This is a genomic window from Pseudomonas sp. Sample_16, from assembly GCF_004307665.1.
Taxonomy (GTDB): Bacteria; Pseudomonadota; Gammaproteobacteria; order Pseudomonadales; family Pseudomonadaceae; genus Aquipseudomonas.
Genome location: NZ_RCOB01000044.1, coordinates 1 through 18846 on the forward strand (window position 1 = coordinate 1; position 18846 = coordinate 18846).

Annotated in this window: 20 protein-coding genes, 1 tRNA gene and 2 pseudogenes; 10 read left to right on the forward strand and 13 right to left on the reverse strand. The window is 57.4% G+C overall.

Features of this window, described 5'->3' with window-relative positions:
• The 4 genes from D8U69_RS06030 to D8U69_RS06045 all read left to right on the forward strand — a co-directional run.
• Window positions 1-425, forward strand: a 425-nt coding sequence (locus D8U69_RS06030) for a LysR substrate-binding domain-containing protein (protein WP_241668642.1), incomplete at its 5' end; no start/stop codon positions are given.
• A 224-nt stretch (window positions 426-649) separates the two neighbouring features.
• Complete coding sequence (locus D8U69_RS06035) at window positions 650-1843, forward strand: CaiB/BaiF CoA-transferase family protein (RefSeq protein WP_130906928.1); 1194 nt, start codon at window positions 650-652, stop codon at window positions 1841-1843.
• A complete protein-coding gene (locus tag D8U69_RS06040) occupies window positions 1840-2763 on the forward strand; it encodes a hydroxymethylglutaryl-CoA lyase (protein ID WP_130906929.1) in 924 nt (307 codons plus the stop codon). Before D8U69_RS06035 ends, D8U69_RS06040 begins: the two co-directional genes overlap by 4 nt.
• A gap of 76 nt (window positions 2764-2839) precedes the next feature.
• Window positions 2840-4171, forward strand: coding sequence for an MFS transporter (locus D8U69_RS06045; protein ID WP_130906092.1), 1332 nt, complete (start codon window positions 2840-2842; stop codon window positions 4169-4171).
• A 73-nt stretch (window positions 4172-4244) separates the two neighbouring features.
• On the opposite strand, the gene D8U69_RS06050 is transcribed toward D8U69_RS06045, so the two are convergent.
• Complete coding sequence (locus D8U69_RS06050) at window positions 4245-4529, reverse strand: type II toxin-antitoxin system RelE/ParE family toxin (RefSeq protein ID WP_130906930.1); 285 nt, start codon at window positions 4527-4529, stop codon at window positions 4245-4247.
• Window positions 4519-4758, reverse strand: a complete 240-nt coding sequence (locus tag D8U69_RS06055) for a ribbon-helix-helix protein, CopG family (protein ID WP_130906931.1) — start codon at window positions 4756-4758, stop codon at window positions 4519-4521. Before D8U69_RS06055 ends, D8U69_RS06050 begins: the two co-directional genes overlap by 11 nt.
• Before the next feature lie 153 nt (window positions 4759-4911).
• Here D8U69_RS06055 and D8U69_RS06060 point away from each other — a divergent pair, with 153 nt between their 5' ends.
• The 4 genes from D8U69_RS06060 (at window position 4912) to D8U69_RS06075 (ending at window position 7827) form a co-directional block, all read left to right on the forward strand.
• Window positions 4912-5550 (forward strand): LysE family translocator, encoded by a 639-nt coding sequence (locus D8U69_RS06060; protein ID WP_130906932.1) that lies wholly within the window; start codon window positions 4912-4914, stop codon window positions 5548-5550.
• A gap of 82 nt (window positions 5551-5632) precedes the next feature.
• Window positions 5633-6979: a GGDEF domain-containing protein gene (locus tag D8U69_RS06065; protein ID WP_056856054.1), complete on the forward strand. Its 1347-nt coding sequence runs from the start codon at window positions 5633-5635 to the stop codon at window positions 6977-6979.
• 116 nt (window positions 6980-7095) lie between these two features.
• Window positions 7096-7251, forward strand: a complete 156-nt coding sequence (locus tag D8U69_RS06070) for a KGG domain-containing protein (protein WP_007911485.1) — start codon at window positions 7096-7098, stop codon at window positions 7249-7251.
• A 72-nt stretch (window positions 7252-7323) separates the two neighbouring features.
• The gene (locus D8U69_RS06075; RefSeq protein WP_056856053.1) at window positions 7324-7827 is read left to right on the forward strand and encodes a DUF4142 domain-containing protein; all 504 of its coding nucleotides are present in this window, start codon (window positions 7324-7326) and stop codon (window positions 7825-7827) included.
• Between the two features lie 40 nt (window positions 7828-7867).
• On the opposite strand, the gene D8U69_RS06080 is transcribed toward D8U69_RS06075, so the two are convergent.
• On the reverse strand, window positions 7868-8278 hold the full coding sequence (locus D8U69_RS06080) for a low affinity iron permease family protein (protein WP_056856052.1): 411 nt from the start codon (window positions 8276-8278) through the stop codon (window positions 7868-7870).
• A 183-nt stretch (window positions 8279-8461) separates the two neighbouring features.
• Between D8U69_RS06080 and tam the strand changes: the two genes are divergently transcribed.
• The gene (tam, locus tag D8U69_RS06085) at window positions 8462-9232 is read left to right on the forward strand and encodes a trans-aconitate 2-methyltransferase (RefSeq protein WP_056856051.1); all 771 of its coding nucleotides are present in this window, start codon (window positions 8462-8464) and stop codon (window positions 9230-9232) included.
• 444 nt (window positions 9233-9676) lie between these two features.
• On the opposite strand, the gene D8U69_RS06090 is transcribed toward tam, so the two are convergent.
• The 3 genes and pseudogenes from D8U69_RS06090 to D8U69_RS06100 all read right to left on the reverse strand — a co-directional run.
• Window positions 9677-9946 carry a short-chain dehydrogenase gene (locus D8U69_RS06090; protein WP_130906097.1) on the reverse strand — a complete coding sequence of 90 codons (270 nt, stop codon included), beginning with the start codon at window positions 9944-9946 and terminating at the stop codon, window positions 9677-9679.
• A 472-nt stretch (window positions 9947-10418) separates the two neighbouring features.
• Window positions 10419-11363 (reverse strand): RHS repeat-associated core domain-containing protein, encoded by a 945-nt coding sequence (locus tag D8U69_RS06095; protein ID WP_130906098.1) that lies wholly within the window; start codon window positions 11361-11363, stop codon window positions 10419-10421.
• Between the two features lie 93 nt (window positions 11364-11456).
• Window positions 11457-11537: pseudogene (locus tag D8U69_RS06100) on the reverse strand (type II toxin-antitoxin system HicB family antitoxin); the annotation flags it as partial.
• A 195-nt stretch (window positions 11538-11732) separates the two neighbouring features.
• Here D8U69_RS06100 and D8U69_RS06105 point away from each other — a divergent pair.
• A pseudogene (locus tag D8U69_RS06105) lies at window positions 11733-13089 on the forward strand (IS1182 family transposase).
• Window positions 13090-13374: 285 nt separating this feature from the next.
• On the opposite strand, the gene D8U69_RS29440 reads toward D8U69_RS06105, so the two are convergent.
• The 7 genes from D8U69_RS29440 to D8U69_RS06140 form a co-directional block, all read right to left on the reverse strand.
• Window positions 13375-13533 carry a hypothetical protein gene (locus tag D8U69_RS29440; RefSeq protein ID WP_177434503.1) on the reverse strand — a complete coding sequence of 53 codons (159 nt, stop codon included), beginning with the start codon at window positions 13531-13533 and terminating at the stop codon, window positions 13375-13377.
• On the reverse strand, window positions 13530-14255 hold the full coding sequence (locus D8U69_RS06110) for a zeta toxin family protein (RefSeq protein WP_130906938.1): 726 nt from the start codon (window positions 14253-14255) through the stop codon (window positions 13530-13532). The genes D8U69_RS29440 and D8U69_RS06110 overlap by 4 nt, the downstream gene beginning before the upstream one ends.
• A 668-nt stretch (window positions 14256-14923) precedes the next feature.
• Window positions 14924-14997: transfer RNA gene (locus D8U69_RS06120), tRNA-Gly, on the reverse strand.
• Between the two features lie 158 nt (window positions 14998-15155).
• On the reverse strand, window positions 15156-16040 hold the full coding sequence (locus D8U69_RS06125; RefSeq protein WP_056856045.1) for an alpha/beta hydrolase: 885 nt from the start codon (window positions 16038-16040) through the stop codon (window positions 15156-15158).
• Window positions 16041-16353: 313 nt separating this feature from the next.
• Complete coding sequence (locus D8U69_RS06130) at window positions 16354-17046, reverse strand: pseudouridine synthase (protein ID WP_130906933.1); 693 nt, start codon at window positions 17044-17046, stop codon at window positions 16354-16356.
• 33 nt (window positions 17047-17079) lie between these two features.
• Window positions 17080-17304: a cysteine-rich CWC family protein gene (locus tag D8U69_RS06135; protein ID WP_130906099.1), complete on the reverse strand. Its 225-nt coding sequence runs from the start codon at window positions 17302-17304 to the stop codon at window positions 17080-17082.
• A complete protein-coding gene (locus tag D8U69_RS06140) occupies window positions 17291-18784 on the reverse strand; it encodes a sensor domain-containing diguanylate cyclase (protein WP_130906100.1) in 1494 nt (497 codons plus the stop codon). The genes D8U69_RS06135 and D8U69_RS06140 overlap by 14 nt, the downstream gene beginning before the upstream one ends.
• Window positions 18785-18846: the final 62 nt, after the last annotated feature.

Sequence of the window (18846 nt, forward strand, 5' to 3'; positions counted from 1 at the left end):
AAGGCCTGCACAGCGTGTTGTACCGTCAGGACAAACTGGTGGTGGTGATGCTGCCCGAGCACACGTTGGCATCACGCGAATCGGTGCCGTTTGCGCAAACCCTGGATTCCGATTACGTCGGCCTGCATGCCGCCAGTTCGATCAACATGCGCACCCACGCCGCCGCGAGGCAGGCTGGCAAAGTCTTGCGCATCCGCATTCATGTACCGGGGTTCGATGCGGTGTGTCGCATGGTGCAAGCCAACATGGGCATCGGCATCCTGCCGCAGCGGGCCTATGAATTGTTTGGTCGAGCGTTGGGGTTACACGCGGTGCCGTTGACGGATGAATGGTCGGATCGGGCGTTGATTCTGGTGGTGCGGGATGAGGCGTCGCTGTCGCCGGTCAGCCGGATGTTGTTCGAACACTTGCGTGGTCAGGTCTGATAGTTCTGCGTTGAATGTACCGGCCCTTCGCGGGCAAGCCTCGATCCTACAGGCCTAGCGTAATCCATGTAGGAGCGAGGCTTGCCCGCGATGGCGGCCTTGAGGTCGCGAAAAATTCAGAAGCGTTCGCATTTCGCGAACGCCCGTTGCCAACTGAAGGTTGGATTACAGATCCCGTCGTCCTCTAGCCTTGGCCCATATTCCAAGAACAAGAGGTACCCGCGATGACTGCCCCCTTGAGTGCAATCAAAGTGATCGAGATCGGCACGCTGATCGCCGCGCCGTTCGCCGCGCGCATGCTCGCCGAGTTCGGCGCCGAAGTGATCAAGATCGAAGCCATGGGCCAGGGTGATCCCTTGCGCAAATGGCGCAAGCTGCACGAAGGCACTTCGTTGTGGTGGTATCTGCAATCACGCAACAAGAAATCCCTGGCGCTGAACCTGAAATCCCCCGAAGGCATCGAACTGGTCAAGCAACTGGCGACCAGCGCCGACGTGCTGATCGAAAACCTGCGCCCCGGCGCGCTGGAAAAACTCGGTCTCGGTTGGGACGTGCTGCATGCCCTCAACCCGAACCTGACCCTGGTGCGGATCTCCGGCTACGGCCAGACCGGCCCGTACCGCGACCGTCCGGGTTTCGGCGCCATCGGCGAGGCCATGGGTGGGATTCGCTACACCACCGGCAACCCGGATTCCCCGCCGGCGCGCGTCGGCGTGAGCCTCGGCGATTCCCTGGCGTCGCTGCATGCGGTGATCGGCGCGCTGATGTCGTTGCTGCGAGTCAAGACCGGGCAGGGCGGCGGGCAAATCGTCGATGTGTCGCTGGCCGAAAGCGTGTTCAACGTCATGGAAAGCCTGGTGCCCGAGTACGACATGCTCGGCCACGTGCGTGAGCGCAGTGGCGGTGCCTTGCCCGGCATCGCGCCTTCCAACACCTACCTCACGGCCGATGGCGCCTATGTGGTGATCGCCGGCAACAGCGATCCCATCTACAAGCGCCTGATGCAAACCATCGGCCGCCACGATCTGGCCGACGCCCCCGAGTTTGCCCACAACGACGGGCGTGCGGCCCAAAGCAATCTGCTCGACGCAGCGATCACTCACTGGACCAGCAGCCTGCCGATCGACGACGTTCTGGCCGCGCTGGGAGCCGCCGAAGTCCCGGCCGGGCGCATCTACTCAGTGGCCGATATTGTTGCCGATCCGCACTATCAGGCGCGGGACATGCTGCTCAACGCCGAACTGCCGGGTGGCGCCACGGTGAAGATGCCGGGCATCGTGCCGAAACTCTCGCAAACCCCTGGCGGCGTGAACTGGTCCGGCCCCGGTCTGGGTCAGCACACCGACGGCATCCTCGCGCAATTGGGCCTGACCGAAGCGGACATCAAACGCCTGAAAACTGAAGGAGTGGTGCAATGATCACTGATTATTCCGAGCGCCTCATCGTTCAGGAAGTGTCCCCGCGCGACGGCTTGCAGATCGAGCCGACCTGGGTTGAAACCATCGACAAAATTGCCCTGATCGATCAACTGTCGCTAGCCGGGTTCAGCCGTATCGAGGCCGGTTCGTTCGTGTCGCCCAAGGCCATTCCCGCATTGCGCGATGGTGAGCAGGTGTTCAAGGGCATCACTCGCCAACCGGAGGTGATCTACGTCGCGTTGATCCCCAACCTGAAGGGCGCGCAACGGGCACTGGCCTGCACTGCCGATGAACTGAACCTGGTGATGTCCGCCAGCCAGACTCATAACCTGGCGAACATGCGCATGCGCTGCGAAGACTCTTTGGCCGCGTTCGGCGAGATTGTGCACTTCGTGCAGGGCTCCAAGGTGCGACTCAACGCCAGCATCGCTACCACGTTCGGCTGCCCGTTCGAAGGCAAGATCGATGAAGACCGGGTGCTGCAGATCGTCGAGGCCTATCAGGAGCTCGGCATCCAGGGCATCACCCTGGCCGACACCACCGGCATGGCCAATCCGCGCCAGGTCGAGCGCTTGGTGCGCCGGGTGTTGCAGCAGGTATCGCCGGCGGATTTGACCCTGCATTTTCATAACACCCGAGGCCTTGGCCTGTGCAACGTGCTGGCCGCCTATGAGGCGGGTGCCCGACGTTTCGACGCGGCACTTGGCGGGCTCGGCGGCTGTCCGTTCGCGCCGGGTGCGTCGGGCAATATTTGCACCGAGGACCTGGTCAACCTGTGCGATGAAGTCGGGATTCCAACCGGTATCGATCTGCCGTTGTTGCTGAAGCTTTCCCGAGGATTGCCGGCACTGCTGGGCCATGAAGTGCCAGGCCAGCTGGCCAAGGCTGGACGCAATTGCGATTTGCATCCAGTCCCCTGATGACGCGTGACCTGTAAAAACCAACCAGACAACAAAAACAATCGGACACCCAAGGGAAGTCCGCCTGGAGAAAACAATGAGCCTTAATGCACTGGAGGCCGGCGCGAGCCCGGCCGTTACCCACGATGAAGAAAAAGCCCTGGTCAGCAAGGTCGCCTGGCGCCTGATGCCGCTGATCATGGTCTGCTATCTGTTCGCTTTTTTCGATCGCATCAACATCAGCTTCGCCAAGTTCCAGCTACAGGCCGATCTGAGCCTGAGCGATACCGCGTATGGCCTCGGCGCCGGGTTGTTCGTGGTCGGTTACGTGATTTTCGAAGTGCCGAGCAACATGATGTTGTACAAGGTCGGCGCCCGGCGCTGGATCGCCCGGATCATGATGTCATGGGGCCTGGCCACCGCATTGATGGTGTTCGTCAACAGTGAATGGCAGTTCTACGTCCTGCGATTCCTGATCGGTGCGATGGAGGCCGGATTTGCGCCGGGTGTGCTGTATTACCTGACGTTGTGGTTCCCCCAGCACTATCGTGGGCGCATCACGTCGATGTTGTTCCTGGCGTCAGCGTTTGCCGGTCTGGTCGGTGCACCGTTCTCCGGACTGGTGTTGCAACACCTGGATGGTTTTCTTGAAATGCGTGGCTGGCACTGGTTGTTCCTGCTCGGCGGCGTGCCATGCATTGGTCTCGGGCTGTTGGTACTGACCTTGCTCAAGGACCGCATCGAAGACGCCCATTGGCTGACACCGTCGGAAAAGACACTGCTGGCCAGTCGCATCGCTCACCATGAACCGCATAAGAGCGGCGGCTCGCTGCTCGCGGCGCTGCGGATTCCGGGCTTCCTGACCCTCGGCCTGATCTACTTCCTGATTCAAGTGGCGTCCTATGGCCTGAACTTCTGGGCGCCTCAACTGATCCGCAGCGCAGGGACCGAGAGCCCGGTGATGATTGGTCTGCTGACCGCGATACCGTACATCTGCGGTGCGATCAGCATGGTGGTGATTGGGCGTTTGTCTGATGCTTGCGGCGAGCGCCGCAAGTTTGTCGCGGGTCTGGTAGCGGTGGGCGCAGTCGGCTTCTTCTGTGCGGGAATCTTCGCCAACCACACGACTTTCCTGATCGTTGCGCTGGGCCTGCTCGGCGCCGGGATCATCGCTTCCATCCCAAGCTTCTGGACCCTGCCACCGAAATTGCTGGCCGGTGCGGGCGCGGGAGCTGCGGGCGGGATTGCGGTGATTAACACCCTGGGTCAGTTTGGCGGCATTGTCAGCCCGGTCATGGTTGGACGCATCAAAGACCTGACCGGCAGCACCACACCGGCGTTGTATGTGATTGGAGTTTGTGCGCTCATCGCCGTGGCGCTGCTGATGTGGGGGCTGCCGCAGAAGCTGCGTACGCTCGACAAGATCTGACGATTCGCAGGCTACGGCAGCCCACAAGGACCACGCATCCCTGTGTGAGCTGCCGAAGGCTGCGATTCAGACTTCACCAACTTGAAGGTGGAAGTCGGCGCGTGTGAAAAACGCGTAGTACCTGAAGCCGACCTTGGCGAACCCGGTAGGGAATCAAATAAGGGCGATCTGGCACCACCCATTCTCTGGTACCGGGTAAACGTCCCTCACGACCTGTCGCTGGAAATCGGGCAAGGTGATCCACGCTGGCGATAATCGCCTGAACAAAATCTGCTGCTGCCTCAGGATTCTCGATAGCGATGTACGCTGCTTCGTCATCGAGATTCTTTAATGCCGTACGCAACCACTCAACGCGCATTGGCCGTCCACTTACCAGCGATAGCGTCCACTTCTTCTTGGGTCGCGAAGTCACCTTCATCGGCTTCTTTCAAAGCGTTCTGAATCTCCTCGATTTGCCACGCTTCACGGGCCAGGTATTCGCGCAAGGCGTCGACCGCCAAAAAGGATTTGCTGCGTCCCGTCGCTTTGGAAAGACTGGCGAGCGTATCGGCGATATCGTCTGGTACGCGCAGAGACATAACGGACATGATGGTCTCGATGTAGTGGTTTGTAATACAACATACTACACCGCCATCCTGTGGACGCTGCCATCCCGTTCGTCTGTCGAGATGTTTCGGTCGACAGGCAATGACCTGATATAGACTGGCGCCCATTCACCAGAAAGTTCAAAAGGACTTCCCATGACCCCCTCGCTGCTGATGGCTGTTCTCGCCTCGGGATTCATTTACGGCATCACTCCGGGGCCCGGCGTACTGGCTGTGTTTGGCATCGGCGCGGCGCATGGGCGACGGGCAGGGGCGGGGTTTCTTTGCGGGCATTTGCTGGGCGATGTGATCTGGTGCAGCACTGCGTTGGTGGCGATTGTCGGGGCGCGAGAAATCGGCAGCACCGCGTTTGACGTACTGGGCGTGCTCAGCGGTCTCTTTCTGTTCTGGCTTGGCTGGCGTGCAGTACGAGTGCGCCGCCAAAGTGCCCAAGCGCCGCAAGGCCCGGCGCGTCAGCCGTTCTGGCATGGCATCCTGTTCGGCCTGACCAACCCCAAGGCCTACCCGGTAGCGGTAGCCACGTTCACGGCGTTGTTGTCCAGCCGCGCCGAGTTGCTGACCTGGTCGATGTTGCCCTGGCTGATTTTCCTGAGCTTCGTCGGCGGCCTTGTCGCCTACGCTATCCTCATCGGCATTGTCGGGGCGCGCCGGGTACGTACCTTGTATCAACGGCATGAACTGGCGATCACCCGGTTGTGCGGGGTGATGTTCATCGGCTTCGCCATCAACGCCTTGGCCCATGCGCTGCCGGGGCTGGTGACGAACAAGGCTTGACGCTGATTGCCGGGATGCATCAGTCGCACACGTACGGGATGGTTTTTATATTGTTGCATTGTTCGGACACGCGCTCGGCACCATGACCTCCAGAAATTCCGCTCCGATGGCGAGCTACATCGATCTCTTGCTGGACGCCGTTTGCGCGGTCGACAAACAGGGTCGCTTCGTTTTTGTCAGTGCCGCCTGCGAGCGCATTTTCGGCTATAGCCCTGACGAACTGATCGGCCAGTCGATGATCGATCTGGTGCACCCGGCCGATCGCCAGCGAACCCTGGACGCTGCACGCGAAATCATGGGCGGCGAGCCCAAGCTCAATTTCGAAAACCGCTACCTGCGCAAGGACGGCCAGGTGGTGCACATTCTTTGGTCGGCGCGTTGGTCGGAGGTCGATCAGTTGCGCATCGCCGTGGCCCGCGACATTACCGAGCGCAAGCAGGCGGAGTCCCGGCAAGCGGCGCTGTACGCGATTTCGGAAGCGGCCCATGCGGCGGAAGACCTGCTGGCGTTGTTCAAACGCATCCACCTGATCATTGGTGAATGGTTGCCAGCGCTGAACTTTTCCGTGGCGTTGTATGACGAGCATTGCGCGCAGCTGAATTTCCCGTATCACGTCGACGATCACGAACCCCAACCCGAACAGCCCGGCACAATGACCGGGCGTCTGTGCGCCGAGGTCATTCGCAGCGGCATGCCGATCCTGCTGACCCCAGGCCAGGATAATCCACCCGAAGGGTTCGAATTACTGGTGACCGGGCAGAATTCGCCGTGCTGGCTGGGTGTGCCGCTGAACTCGCAAAACGGCACCATTGGCGCACTGATCGTCAAAAGCATCCCCGGTGGCGAGCGCTATACCGAGCAGGATAAAGAGCTGTTGCAGTACGTCTGCGCCCAGGTCGCGACGGCGATCGAGCGCAAACAATTGCACGCACGCCTGCAACGCATGGCCCAATATGATCAATTGACCCAACTGCCTAACCGCGAATTGCTGCGTGACCGGTTAAAGCTGTCAATCGAAGCGGCCCGCGCAGATTGCGGACGCATGGCGCTGCTGTATGTCGACCTCGACCGATTCAAACAGGTCAACGACACCCACGGCCATGCGGTGGGCGACATGCTCCTGCAAACCGTGGCCAATCGACTCAAGGGCTGCGTGCGCGAAACCGATACCGTGGCGCGCATTGGCGGTGACGAATTCGTGGTGTTGCTGCACAGCATCCACGCCTCAGGCGATGCTGACTGCGTGGCCGGGAAAATCCGTCAGGTGCTGGCCGCGCCGTTGCGTCTGGACGGCCACAGCCTGAGCATCCAGCCAAGCATCGGGGTGGCGCAATACCCAGAACATGGTACGGAAGAAAAGCAGTTGTTCCGGCATGCCGACGAAGCGATGTACACCGCCAAGCGTGAACATCACCTGCGGCTCGTCTGAAAAAATCTCACCGTTCGTCGTGGCGATTCCAGATTTTCTAAACCTTTTGCATCGCGAAAATTCAGATTCTATGCGGGCTACAGCTCGCCGCGATCATTACCAAGAGGTAGAGAATCATGCCTAACTCAAGAAACTCGAACTCGGGAAACTTCGCCAACGATCGAACGAAGGCGTCTGAAGCCGGTCGCAAAGGTGGGAAAACTACCACCACGACTGTCGACAAAGAGCCTAAGCCCGATATGGGTCGTAAGCCCGCACAGAAATCCAAGTAATGGATGTTGGTAGTTTTGATTGAGAAGCGGGAGCGAAAGCTCCCGTTTGAATTTTAAGAGGAGGGCGCGACCATGAACCGGATGGCCACCCGATTACGCAACAGCGGTTTTGCCGTGTTACTGGGCCTGTGTGCCACTGGCGCCTTCGCCCAGACACCCACCGAATTCATCAACGATACCTCGGCCAAAGGCGTGGCAGAAATCGAAGCCAGCCGCCTGGCGCACCAGAAATCCGAATCCAAAGAGGTCAAGGATTACACCATCGTCGTGATCAACGACCGCACCACCGCCAATCAGCACCTGGCGAAGATCGCCAAACAATTGGATCTGCCTGTGGCTCCCCGTGAAGAAGTGGTGGAGAAGGCCAAGGCCCTGATGCCGCAAGTGATGGATGGCGAAACGTTCGATGAGGCCTACGCGGCGAGCCAGGTGAAGACCACTCAAGAAGCCATCGAGCAGCTTGAGCAAACGGCGCAAACCACCGACGTGCCACAAATCAAGGCATTCGCCGAAGAAACCCTGCCCAAACTGCAGAACCATCTGCAAATGGCCAGGGCGCTGCAAGCCAGCCGCTAGCTTTTGGTATTGCGCAGGCGACATCGGTCGCCTGCGCATTTCAGCAGTCCTTCAAACCAGACTTGCCCTTTTCTTCGACAACCGTGCCTTCCAGTTCAATGGTCTGCCCCTCGCCGAGGCTGCGATAGCGCTTTCTCAGCGCCTCCAGTTCCTTGAGGTCCAGTGCTTCGAGCCCGAGCATCGCGTTCTGCGCTTCCTTCGTCACCCGCAGCAACTCGTCGACCTTCAGATGCAAAATGTCGGTGTCACGGTTCTGCGTGTTCTGGATCAGGAACACCATCAGGAACGTAATGATGGTGGTCGAGGTATTGATGACCAGTTGCCAGGTGTCGTTGTAACCAAAAAACGGACCGCTCACCGCCCACAAAAAAATCAGAATGATCGCTCCCAGGAACGTGGTGGGGCTACCAGCCCACAGGGCGAGTTTCTGCGCGATTTTTGCGAATTTCATGGCCGTGTTTCCTTATTAAGGATGAACCTGAAATTCAGACATCGGGGGGCAGATGAAAATTCGGCCGGGGTTGACGTACAACTGGAAAAGCCTAGTTCTGCATCCACTGGCAGCGCGCATCGCGGTATCGTAGCTAACCGGTTGTCGACTCTGATCATGACAACGCACCGACAGGAGAACGCAATGAGTTGGTCCGCCAAACAATACGTCGCTTTTGAAGATGAACGCACCCGTCCGGCCCGTGACCTGCTGGCGGCGATTCCCGCCGGGGACGTGCGTTCGGCCATCGATATCGGCTGCGGCCCGGGCAACTCGACCGAGTTGCTGGTGGAGCGCTTCGCCGGTGCCACAGTGCGAGGGCTGGACAGTTCGGCCGACATGATCGAGGCCGCACGCAAGCGCCTGCCCAACGTGCGGTTTGATGTTGCCGACATCGACACCTGGAACGACAACGGCCCGTTCGATGTGATCTTCGCCAACGCGGTGCTGCAGTGGGTGCCTGATCACGCCACATTGCTGCCTTCGTTGGTGAATAAACTTGCACCCGGTGGCAGCCTGGCAATCCAGATGCCGGACAATATCAATGAGCACTCCCACCGCTTGATGCGCGAAGTGGCTGCTGATGGGCCATGGACAGGCAAATTGGCGAACGCCGCCGGCCAGCGAACCGACATTGAAAGTGCAAGCGGTTACTACTCGATACTGAAAGCCTGCTGCACCCGCGTCGATGTGTGGCGCACCACCTACCATCATCCGCTCGCAGGGGGCGCCTCGGGCGTCGTCGAGTGGTTCAAGGGCAGCGGTTTGCGGCCGTTTCTCGAGCCGCTGAATGAGGCCGAGCGGGCGCAATACCTCAAGCAATATCAGACAGCTATCGAAAAGGCCTACCCGGCGTTGAGCGACGGATCGGTGCTGTTGCCGTTTCCACGGTTGTTCATGGTGGCGACGCGCTGAAGCGAAATAGGGACAGATGAGTCATCTGTCCCTATTTTTGACCGCTGAGAAAATCACTGCGGTTTGCTTTTCCTTGAGCGCCTGGCGCTCAAGTATTCAAAAACAAATGAAGCAAAGCCGAACAACCCGATCATTGAAATGATCATGATCCCCAACTCTGAACTTTCCATGCTGATCTCGATGCGAAGGGTGAGCCCAGAGGATAAGACATCCATTTACGGTCTCAACGCCTTGCTACGCCTTCTTTACTGGCGCACGCCGATCCTTACGCAAAATATACGGGCGGCTTTCAGCGCTGCACGCAACCAACATCATCATCGGTGCTTGAATCGCTCTTCGTAGGAGCCGGTCGGCACAATACCTGTGGGAGCTGGCTTGCCAGCGATGGCGATCGTGAAGATGCTATCGCCAGCGAGCCGGCTCCTACACAGGGCCATTATGCAATCAGGAGGGTTCTGCATCCATTCGCCGGGCAATGACATCCAGCACATCGCAGCCATCGCGCAAAGATATGCAGCACAACAATGCGAAATCGCTGAGGATGACCGAGTCGCTGCTGATTTCACCGCGCATCGCGAGGTTTTCGAGAACCTGCGTAACGGCACCGATTCGATAACGGGCGCTGCTGAGCAGGGAGTGCAGAGGTTGGGTGGTGTTGACGTAAAACGTGGGGAGGTCGTCGGCGTTGCTGGTTAAAGCCATGTATTCGTTCATGAGTGGTATCCGTGTAATTTGCGAATTAACCACTCCATCGTCGCCAAACAATAGGGTGGCAGCTGTACGCGGGTTGGCGAACCGGGACACGGCAAAACCGGCAGATCCTGGGATCTCCCACGCACAGCTACCAAAAAACTGGCAGCACATTGCGTTCAAAAGCACACCGATAACTGCTCGGAAGCTTCTGCACCGTATCGTCAAGTCGCCAAACCCGACACGCCATTTGGGCGTGCCCGGACTATAGGTCTCATGACAAAGGCACAGCAATGCGCAAGTGTACGGACATTTCCCAGACTATTGTAGGACGTTGCTTTATCTGCAATACGCACGGCGAAGCGCCCGCTCAAAGCACGCTTTCACCCAATCCCGTCCAAATAAAACCGGCTACTGAGGGCCGGTCGATACATCGCTGGACCACGCTTAGCCTTGTTGCAATACCTTGAGTGCCGCCGAGGCCAGAAAACCCGAACTATGGGGTTCTGATTTTTTTGCCTGCGGATTTTGTTTCATCTATGAATTGCAGGCGAGGCAGCTCTCTCATTTGTGTGGTCTCCAAGATGGTCTTCTGATGTCTCGTAGAGCTTGCTCTTTGCCCTGGCTGTTGCGGAGTCGTGCGTACAGTTGAATGCGTGGGGGCAATCTGATTTGAAACTCTGGGTGGGCTGTATGGCGGTGGCGGACTCAAGTCCAGGCTGGAGAATGATGGAGGCTGATCGAGTAACGATAAAGTTGAGTATCGCGGTGGATTATCTAAGGATCGAGCCACCGACTGGAACCATTGGGTTCCAGTTGCCGTTGCTGCACGTGCAGTCCTGTAACCCAGCGCTATGCCCGCTCCCCCTGCGACCATACTCACACTCGCCAGAACCGGCGCTATTGCTGTGGCAGGATTTGCAATCACCGCGGCACCGAGCAAAACGCCAGCGGCCCCTGTACCAAGGGCCAAAGTGCCTTGCCCGCTAAATCGGGCACTGTTGGTCAATGAAAGTCCAATCCCCCCAAACGAGGAAATCCCGCCTGCATATCCCCCTAGTGAGATGAGGAAACCCGGTATAGCGAAGCGTCCAGTTGGGTCACGATGATTGATGGGGTCTGCAGCGCAGTACATATATGAGTTCAATCCACCAGCCCCGAACGGGCTCAGCTTGTCTGGGCTGTGGAAACGCATCAGCACTGGGTTATAGGCCCGATAACCGTTGCCGAGCAGATACCAACGAGTGTGCGGATCTCTAAGTTCGCCGTTGAAACCCAGATGCGTTGAAGTAAGACGAAGGGCTGAGAGGTGTCCATAGGCTGTGTATGCCATTGGGTTTGCAATGCCTCGAATCACTTCCGCCATGACGGACTGGTTCTGACTGGTCGCAAGCAGAATCGTTTTTCCGCTGTTTTGGATAACTCGAATGGGCGTGGTCATGGGATGCTCGAAGAAGAGGCGGCATCGCTGTTTTTACAGTATGAAAGACATCTCTTGTACTAGCAGAAGTGATAGTGATCGTGCCTGCATCCCTTAGCCCTGCTGCAACACCTTGAGCGCTGCCGACGCCAGAAAACCCAAACGGCTCTTCTCTTCCGGATGGTGCAGTAGAAAAGTGAAAAGGGGACAGATTTATTTTTGTTACTCTAAACACCCGCTCCTGGCCGATTTTGCCCGTATTGACAGGTAGGTTTGGGTCGATTGCAGTCCTTCGCTACAGGCCGCAATCGGCCGATTCTGTTGAAAAAGTAGCTCCCCTGTCTGGCCTGCGGCAAAATCCGCGCATCGGCCAGCAGGGAAGCACGCAGTATGATGGGACAGTTATCGAGTGGTCAGGAGCGGCTGTTTTACTCGTTCAACCTTGAAGACCACATCCCCGCCAATCACATTCTGCGTAGCGTTGATCGGTGTCTCGATCTGAGCGATTTGCGCCATTACCTCGCCGATTTTTAAAGCCCAATTGGGCGTCCTTCGATTGACCCAGAGTTGATGATCCGCATGCTGATCGTGGGCTATTGCTACGGTATTCGCTCCGAGCGGCGGCTGTGCGAAGAGGCCCATTTGAACCTGGCGTATCGCTGGTTCTGCCGGTTAAGTCTTGAAGATGAAGTCCCCAATCACTCGACCTTTTCCAAAAATCGACACTGCCGTTTTCGGGACAGTGATCTGTTTCGCTGGTTGTTCAATGAAGTGCTGCGTCGCTGCATGGACGCCGGTCTGGTCAAGGGCGAAGGCTTTGCCGTGGACGCCAGCATCATCAAAGCGGATGCGAGTCGGCAGCGCGGGGTACCGGGAGATGAACCGATCAACTGGAGCGATCCGGCCCTGAGCACCCGCGCCGTGCGTGAGTATCTTGAGGCACTCGATGAAGAGGCTCTGGCCGAAACGCTACCGAAGCGCCTATCGCTGACGGATCCTCAGGCCCGCTGGACCGCAGCTCCAGGCGGCCCAGCTTTCTACGCTTATTCTACGAATTATCTGATCGATACCGAGCACGGCGTGATCATGGATGTGGAACCCACACCCGCTCATCGCACGGCCGAAGTCGAGAGCACCAAGACGATGATCGACCGGGTCGAAGCGCAGTTCGACATCAAGCCGGAACGCCTCATTGGCGACACCGCTTACGGTACCGCGCCGATGCTGGCCTGGATGGTGGAGGAAAAAGACATCGAGCCACATGTGCCGGTGTGGGACAAAACCGAGCGCAAGAACGATAGTTTTTCGAGCAACAATTTCCACTGGAATGAAGAGGCTGAGGAATACCTCTGTCCGGCCGGCAATGCATTATGTAGCGAATGGCGAGCCTTCAAGAACGAGCGTTCGCACGTCACCAAAGCCAACACCATCATCTTCCGATCCCGGCAGACCGACTGCGTTGCCTGTCCGATGAAAGCCAAGTGCTGCCCGAACACAGCGTTCCGCAAGATCGCCCGCAGCGTCCATGAAGCCGCTCGTGATGTGGCTCGGCGAATCGCAGCGCTCTCGCCACGAACGCAAGAAGGTCGAAATGTTGTTTGCCCACCTCAAGCGCATCCTGAAACTGGATCGCCTGCGGCTACGTGGCATGAATGGTGCGACAGATGAATTCACGCTGGCCGCTGCGGTGCAGAACCTGCGACGGCTGGCTAAATTTACATCTCAAAGGCCACCCGCCACGGGATAGGTGCGCCTGCACTCAGCAAAAAACCTCAAATTAACCCAATAACAGAGCAGCAAAGGTCACCGAAGGGCCGAAAAACCACTCATTGTGGTGAGTAGGTTCTCCGGTGGTGGTCGTGCCTGAGTTCAGGCCATTTGAAAATCCGATTTTTTCAACAGAATCGGCCGAATGCTACCGCTCGCGACTAGTAGCTAATGGATTACGATAATCGGCAGTACCGAGATGGGGTCGTCGGCAAAATGAAAAAGCCCGACACTCGGCCGGGCTTTTTTTGAAATCAGATCGTTATCAGGCCTGCTTTTCACGCGCCGCCAGCATAACTTCATTCTGCTTTTTAGTGGCTTCGGTCAACACTTCGCTGTAAACGCGCTTTTTCTCTTCTGATTTTGCATTCCGAATGAAGTCTGCGAATGGACTCGTGGACTCCTTTATGGATCCGAATTTCATGGGTTTGCTCCGTCGTTTATCCCAAGCATGGTCATCAGTTCGTATGTCGAATGCTTCTCGGGGATATGGTAGTCGATCTTGTCGACGCCAGCCTTGTAGAGGCGTCCAGTGTTATCAATATGCTTCACAAGCAGATCGACATGAAGATCCTTGCCAAACTCTAGCTTAAGGGTGTTTACCACGTCACGTGCTGCGAAATACTGCTCGACGAAATGCTCCGGTCGAATCCGTCGTCCTTCAGCCTCCTCTCGAGCCTTCACAAAGGACCAGGCAAGCCCAGGGTCTTGATAGACGTAGAGAATTTGCACAAATCTTCCCTTACCCAAACACCGCCGCACGTTTTTCCTCGCGATCTCGATATTTGAAAACGTCCCGTCCAGCAGGAAGGATTGCTTTCGCTCTAGGGCGAGGTCAATCAGCTTTCCAACTAGGATCGAAATGGCGCCTTGGAAAAGCCAGGCGTTGCCACCTCGATACGCTTCAAATTCGCTTCTGAGCTCGTCTGGATCAATTCGTAAGATGGGCGTATCGGAAAAAAGGTTGAGCAGGGCTAAGGATGCTTCTGTTTTGCCGGCACCGGGCGACCCTGCCATGAAAACCGAAACAGGCTCCTTTTCGGGCGGATACTTGCTCTGATCCGTGAGTCGTTTACCAATAGCCTTCTTGTTCAATCGGGCAAACCTGATCGCGTCATCCCAGATGGCCTGCTCTTCTCCCGTCATCTCATGCCTTTTGTCTTGCTGCACCAATGAAAACCCTTTTCGAGTGACTGGTGATTTCCCTTTTGTGCTCCGGTATCGCATGCGACACCCAGGAAGGGCAGTGAACACAATGGCTCAATCCGCCACTCTGGCCCTGTCTAAGTGTTAGTGAACTGGAGATGGTGAGACCTCGAGATGACGAATCTAACAGCTTCGCCGAACTACCTGCCGAGATACGTTGCGGTGATTTGTATCCTTTCATGGCCCAATTCCCGGCTGATCATTTACCGAGCATGATTATCTTCAATACGCTGATATGCGCTCAACTCCTTGGCTGAGTGTCCACCCGCCGCTGGCGGCTTGAGACGAACAGGGATAGACCCCACGCAATCGGCAAGCGAAAAGTTTTTACCAGTGGATTTGGCTTGGCGGATTTTGAAATCGGTGAGCATTTCCAACCCTCAGAATTAGAGTTGGATGCGATGGTTATCCCTTGGGGATGGCTCCTCCAGCCACAATGCGATACGCGAAAAAAACTGCATTGATGTACCACTTTATGTACCAGAAAAGACCGGTAGTCAGTGGTTTTCGCTAGATGTCACTGGAACGAGGCTAGGAAAAAATCCATATCAGCTCAGTGACTTGCATGCGTTCCGTGGACTTGTATAGACGTCCATGGAAAGACGATGTGGAGCGGGTGAAGGGAATCGAACCCTCGTTATCAGCTTGGGAAGCTGGAGTAATGCCATTATACGACACCCGCTCAGAGCGGTGACTTTGTACCAGATGTGCGTGTGGAAATGAAGTTTTTCTTTGCGCGATACGGCTTTAGCGCAGGTGAAACACTACAAGGACCTGAGACGGTCATTCGCGGGCAAGCCTCGTTCCTGCGGAACCGGGCTTGCTCGCGATGACGCTGTTTCAGATGGCCAATGCATGGTGGTCCTGGACGTAGTGGTAACGCGGTCGGCTTTCGTGCTGCGCCGGCTTCAGGAACCCAATCAGTGCGTTGCGGCTGTCTCGGCAGGCAGCTTTGTGTTCCATGTCGAGAAAGTGGCCGGTGGCCTCAAGGGTGGTGAAGGTGGCGTGTTGCACGTGGTTGGCGAACAACCGGGCGCCATCGGCGGCGGTGTATTCGTCCCATTCGCCGTTCATGAACAGCACCGGCACATTGATTTTCTCTGCCGCTTTGAAAAAGCACTGGCGGTCGCTGTGCAACAGATCGCTGATGTGGAAATGCATCTGCCCGTATTCGTGATCGGCCAGGCTGCTGACGTGCCGGTAGTTGAAACGCTTGAACAACGTCGGCAGGTGTTTGCCGATGGTGCTGTTGACCAGGTTGCCGACCCGGTCGCCATCACGGCTGCCGAGGTAGTCCACACCGCGCTCGAGATAGTCGAGCATGTGCGCGTTGATCTCCGGCGAGAACGAGCTGATCACGGCTTTTTCGATGCGCCGTGGCCGTTGGGCGAGGGCGACGAGGGTCGCGGCGCCACCCCAGGAAAACGACAGCACGTGTTCGGCGGCGAAGTGGTCGATCAGCTCCAGAAGGATCTGCCCTTCGACTTCCTTGGTCAGCAATTTCTCATGCAGGTTGTGGGCTTTTGATTTGCCCGCGTAGGGCTGGTCGTAGCAGACCACATTGAATTGCGGATGGAGGTTTTTCACGGTTTGTGCAAACGACGCAGTCGTGGCCATCGAGCCGTTGACCAAGATAATGGTCTTCTCTGCGGCGTCTGCGCGATAGAACTCCGTGTAAACCCGATACTGACCCTGTATATCCAGCACAGCGATTTCTGGCCTCATGTCATAAGACTCCTGGCAAGCGGGTATGCGCGCAAAAGAGATTGCACGAGCTTTGTGACAGGTAGGCATATGCCTTGGAATTTGGAGGCCCATGTCGATCCAGTGCAGTCCGGTCGACGGGTATTGTTATTGGCGGGCAGTCTGCCGGGTGAGGCCGGAACCCAAGGGTCCCTACCGGCAAAAAGTTTCTTAGAAGTATGTTGTGACTCGTCGGTCACAATTCGGGCCGACGTCCTGATTCAAGCAGGGGTCACATCTTTGCGCAAGTGCCGCTGGTAAATTGTTCGACAACTTCTGCTGAGCGGTAGGCTGCTTAGATCGATTGGATCTCTTCGGCGCTTAAAGCGCGGTATTCGCCCGGTTTTAGCGAGGTGTCGAGTGCCAGCGGGCCCATGCGTTCGCGGTGCAGGCGCAGCACTTTGTTGTTGAAGTGGCCGAACATACGCTTGACCTGGTGATAGCGGCCTTCGACGATGCTCAAGCGTGCGCACTTTGGTGCGAGCAGCTCCAGTTCGGCGGGTTGGGTGGTGAGGTTTTCGAAGGCGAAGTACAGGCCTTCGTGGAATTTGATTGCGTATTCGGGGCCGATGTCCTGTTCGGTTTCAACGAAATAGACCTTCGGCAGTTTGGTCTGCGGTTGGGTCAGGCGTCGTGACCAGCTGCCGTCGTTGGTGATCAGCATCAGGCCGGTGGTGTTGAAGTCCAGGCGCCCGGCAATGTGCAGCTCGTCTTTGTCCGGCTCGTGGATCAGGTCGAGAACGGTCGGGTGTTGCGAGTCGCGGGTGGCGCTGACGCAACCGACAGGCTTGTGCAGCATGAAGTGACGCAACGGTTTACCGGCTTGCAGTACGTCATTGTCGACTTCAACGCGGCTGAATTCACGGACCTCACTGTGTGGATCGCTGACGACTTTTCCGTCGACCCGCACGCGTTTTTCCACCAGCAACAGGCGCACTTGCTTACGGTTGAAGCACGACAGGTTGCTGAGGAAACGGTCGACGCGCATGGTTGAATATCGGCGATAAAAGGGCCGCGCATCTTACTCGATCGGTCGAGCCGCTGCTTGCAACTGCAACTGCGCCTCGACCTCAGCGCAGCGCGGGCACAGGCATGAAGCGTTGCGCAGTTCGGCCGGCAGTGCCTGGAGCACCGCCGGGTCGATACTGACGCCATAACACCAACACGCCCGATCGGCAGTTCGCGGATCGGCCAGGGTGCAGTCGTTGGGGGCGCCGCAAGCGGGGCACAGATCAGGCTGGTTCATAACGGGAGTGAGGCTTTTCCACGCAGGTTCGATTGCGGCCACTTTGTTTGGCCCGATACATCGCATGATCGGCCCGCGACAGCAGGGTGTGCAAGGTGTCGTTGGCTTGCAGGGTAGTCAGGCCGATGCTGACTGTCAGATGCAGCACGTTGCCGTTGTAGGCATAACGTTGCTGTTCCACGTGCCGGCGAATTTTCTCGGCGATTTTCAGACCCGTCTCAGCGTCGGTGTCCTTGAGCATCACGATGAATTCTTCACCGCCCCAGCGGCAGACAATGTCGGAATGCCGCAGACAGCTTTCCAGATCCCGCGCAAAGCCGATCAGCACCTGATCGCCGGCAAGGTGGCCGTAGGTGTCGTTCAGTGCCTTGAAGTGGTCCAGATCCAGCAGCAACGTCGTCAGCGGCTTCGGTTCGCGCTGAGCTTCGTGCATCGCTTGTGCGGCCAGCAGATCGAAGCCTCGGCGGTTGGGCAATTCGGTCAGGCTGTCGAGGGTGGCCTGGGCCTGGATTCGGCTCTGATAGCGCTTGATCACCCGGTTGAGCAGGGTCAGCACGCTCAGGGTGACCACCAGGCAAATCAGCAGGTTGAGGTACAGCGAGCGACGGATGTCACTGAGGTCACCGTCTTCGAGTTTGTCGACGAACAGATACCAGTTCAGCTCCGGGATGAACCGCACGTTGAGGAAATGGCCCTGGCCCTGGCCGGAATATTCGTAGCTGCCGCTGTGGGGCTTGGGCAACTGGCTGACCAGGTTTTTCATGCTTTCAAGTTCGCCCAGAGGCTGCCCGGCCTGGGCGCCTTGCGGACCCCCTTCGGCACCGGTGAGTACCAGCCGCCCAAAGGTGTCGACGAAGTACACACTGCGCTGATAATGCTGTTGGTACTTGTCGATCAGTTTTATCACTGCATCGACCGTGAGCCCGACACCGGCGGCACCGATGAAACGGTTGTTGTAGTCGTAGACTTTGTAGTTGATGAAGACGGTCAGGTTGTCCTTGTTGGCGAGGTCCGGGTCGACGTTGATCTCGTAGGGATCCTTCATGTCACGCACCCGAAAATACCAGGCATCTCGCGGTTCGGTGGCCTTGACCTGCTTGAGCACTCCTTTGGCGTGGTAGTAAGTCAGGCTGGTGTTGGAGACGAAAAACGCGGTGTAGGCGCCGTAGTGGGTCATGACCTCGTTGAGATAACGGGTCATTTGATCGGTGTCTTTTTCACCGTTGACCACCCAGTCGCGCATGAAGGTGTCACGGGACATCATCGAGGAAATCAGGATCGGTCTGACAAGGTCTTTCTGGATTTCCGAGTACACCGTATCGGAAGTCAGCGGCAGTTCGGTGTTGACGATGTTGTCGCGGATTGATGCCCGCGAGGCGTAGTAACTGAGGAATGACGTGGCCAGGAAACCTGCGCCCAGCAACCCGATCAGCGTGAGTATCAACCAGCGTTGAGAATACAGCGGCGAGCGGAGCGGCATGGCAATTCCATTGTCAGTAATCCGATGGCAGACATTCTAAGGGCTGTCGCCGAAAATAACTG